The organism is Phaeovulum sp. (assembly GCF_041596715.1).
In the GTDB taxonomy this organism is placed as follows: domain Bacteria; phylum Pseudomonadota; class Alphaproteobacteria; order Rhodobacterales; family Rhodobacteraceae; genus UBA6213.
In genome coordinates this window covers 1-2,517 of the sequence record NZ_JBFHIA010000335.1, presented here as the reverse complement: position 1 = coordinate 2,517, position 2,517 = coordinate 1, and the positions used below count along the sequence as shown (strand labels likewise).

At 63.4% G+C, this 2,517-nt stretch carries 3 protein-coding genes and 1 pseudogene; 3 read left to right on the top strand and 1 reads right to left on the bottom strand.

The window, feature by feature from the left end:
* On the top strand, positions 1-844 hold an 844-nt coding region (locus tag ABY403_RS15615; protein WP_372841739.1), incomplete at its 5' end, for a citrate synthase.
* Positions 845-958: 114 nt separating this feature from the next.
* Here ABY403_RS15615 and ABY403_RS15610 read toward each other — a convergent pair.
* On the bottom strand, positions 959-1,507 hold the full coding sequence (locus ABY403_RS15610) for a biotin transporter BioY (protein ID WP_372841738.1): 549 nt from the start codon (positions 1,505-1,507) through the stop codon (positions 959-961).
* A 110-nt stretch (positions 1,508-1,617) separates the two neighbouring features.
* Between ABY403_RS15610 and ABY403_RS15605 the strand changes: the two genes are divergently transcribed.
* Entirely contained in the window at positions 1,618-2,289 is a 672-nt protein-coding gene (locus ABY403_RS15605) for an SDR family NAD(P)-dependent oxidoreductase (RefSeq protein ID WP_372841737.1), read from the top strand.
* A gap of 148 nt (positions 2,290-2,437) precedes the next feature.
* Positions 2,438-2,517 (top strand): annotated as a pseudogene (locus ABY403_RS15600) (5'/3'-nucleotidase SurE); the annotation flags it as partial.

The window sequence follows — 2,517 nt, the reverse complement described above, 5'->3', positions numbered from 1 at the left end:
TCTCGATATCAATGACCCGTGGCAACGCGAAGTGGCGGCAATGCGCATGATCGCGAAATTGCCGACGATTGCGGCGATGGCGTTCAAATATTCGGTTGGCCAGCCCTTCGTCTACCCGCGCAATGACCTCGATTATGCGTCGAACTTCCTGCACATGTGTTTCTCGGTTCCCGCCGAAACCTACGTCGTGAAACCGGCGTTGGCCAAGGCGATGGACCGCATCATGATGCTGCACGCCGATCACGAGCAGAATGCCTCGACCTCGACGGTGCGTCTGGCAGGCTCGTCGGGCGCCAACCCCTTCGCCTGCGTCGCTGCGGGCATCGCCTGCCTCTGGGGCCCGGCACACGGCGGTGCCAACCAAGCCTGCCTCGAGATGCTGCGCGAGATCGGCACCGTGGACCGGATTCCCGAGTTTATCGCCAAGGCGAAAGACAAGAGCGACCCGTTCCGCCTGATGGGCTTCGGGCACCGCGTCTACAAAAACTTCGACCCGCGCGCCAAGGTGATGAAAGAGTCCGCCGACGAGGTACTCGACCTTCTGGGCATCCACAACAACGAAACCCTGAAAGTCGCGAAAGAGCTGGAGCGGATCGCACTGGAGGACGAATACTTCGTCTCCAAGAAGCTCTACCCCAACGTTGATTTCTACTCGGGCATCATTCTAGAGGCGATGGGCTTCCCAACCTCGATGTTCACGCCGATCTTCGCGCTCAGCCGTACCGTCGGCTGGATCAGCCAGTGGAAAGAGATGATCGGCGACCCGAACCTGAAAATCGGTCGCCCGCGTCAGCTCTATATCGGCGAAACCACGCGCGATTATGCGCCGCTCGATAAACGCTGAACCCTTGAGGCGTTGAACTGGGGCCGGAGCGAAAGCTCCGGCCCTTTTCATTGCCACCAGACACAAAAAGGGGCGCCAAAAGGCGCCCCGCTCTCATCTCGATCAAGCCTGAAATCAGCCGCGCTTGGCGCTTATCGCGGCCCAGCCGCCCGCAACCGCCAGCGCCGCCAGGACCGATTTCACCATATCGCCCGCAACGAAGGGCAACATGCCCTTTTCGATCGCGCCCGAAAACGACAGCGCGGTCACTGCGTCAAGCCAAAGCACTCCCGGCACGTAGATCAGCAGCGAGGCTGCGACCGACGCGACCAGTGCGGGCACAAAGCGGCGCGCGCCAAGATCGGCGGCAAGCCCCGCAAGCGCCACCATCGGCAGGTAGCCAAGAATGAAACCCGTGGTCGGGCCACCAAGCACCGATCCGGCAGCCAGCACCGGCAAGCCGGCTGCGGCCTCGGCGATATAAGCGCCAACCGTGGCCAGCCCGAGCCGCCAGCCCATGCTCAGCCCAATCAGCAGCACGGCGAGCGTCGACAGTGTCATCGGCACCGGGAACATCGGCACCGAGATCCGCGCAGCGAGCGCGATGAAGATCGAACCGCCCAGCACCATGAGGGCGCGCGTGGCTAGCGTCTGGGTGGGCAGCAGAGCCTTGGAAAGCGTCATTGGGAGGCCTCTTGCAAAAGGGGTCAGGGTCCGCGCAGTTATGCCGCAGCGGGCCAAGATGTCAACGCTCCCCCTTGCATGCGATGCGCCAGAATGCGAAAGCCAGCGCCATGAGCACAGATGTCATCCCCCCCGTCGCCCCCTCGAAGATCGCCCTCGTAACCGGTGCCTCGCGCGGCCTAGGCGCGGCGCTGGCCGAGGCGCTGGCCGCCGCAGGCTGGCATGTGGTCGCCGTTGCGCGCACCCAAGGTGGGCTGGAAGAACTCGACGACCGGATCCGCGCCGCAGGCGGCAGCGCAACACTCGCACCGATGGACGTGACCAATGCCGAAGCCATGACGCAACTGGCGGGCATCATTGCCCAACGCTGGGGCGGGCTGCACCTTTGGGCGCATACCGCAGCGCATGTGGAATCCCTTTCGCCCGTGGCCCACATAGCGGCCAAAGACCTCGCCAAGTCCGTCGCCTGCAATATCAGCGCGACAGCAAACCTCATCACCACGTTCGAGCCACTATTGCGCGCCGCCCAAGGCACCGCGATCTTCTTCGATGATCCTCGCGCCGGGCAAAAGTTTTTCGGCGCTTATGGCGCGACAAAGGCCGCGCAGATCGCGCTGGCGCAAAGCTGGCAGGCCGAGGGCGTCAAGATCGGCCCGCGCGTGCTGATCGACACGCCCGCACCGATGCCCACCGCCACGCGCGCACGCTTCTTCCCCGGCGAAGACCGCACAGCCCTGACCCCGGCCAAGAGCGAAGCTGAGCGTATTTTGACGCTTATCTAACCTGCTTCAGAAAGAAATATCCCCCGCGGAGCGCAGCTTCGCCCGCAGCAGTGCCTCCGGCGGGGATATTTGAGCTGAAGCAGACCTAGGCGACTTTACGCCCCGCCCTGCGCGGGCTAATCAGGACCAGTCCAACCTTGGGGGGTTCATGCGTATTCTGATCACCAATGACGACGGCATCAATGCGCCGGGGCTCGTGGTGCTCGAGGAAATCGCGCAGGCGATCGC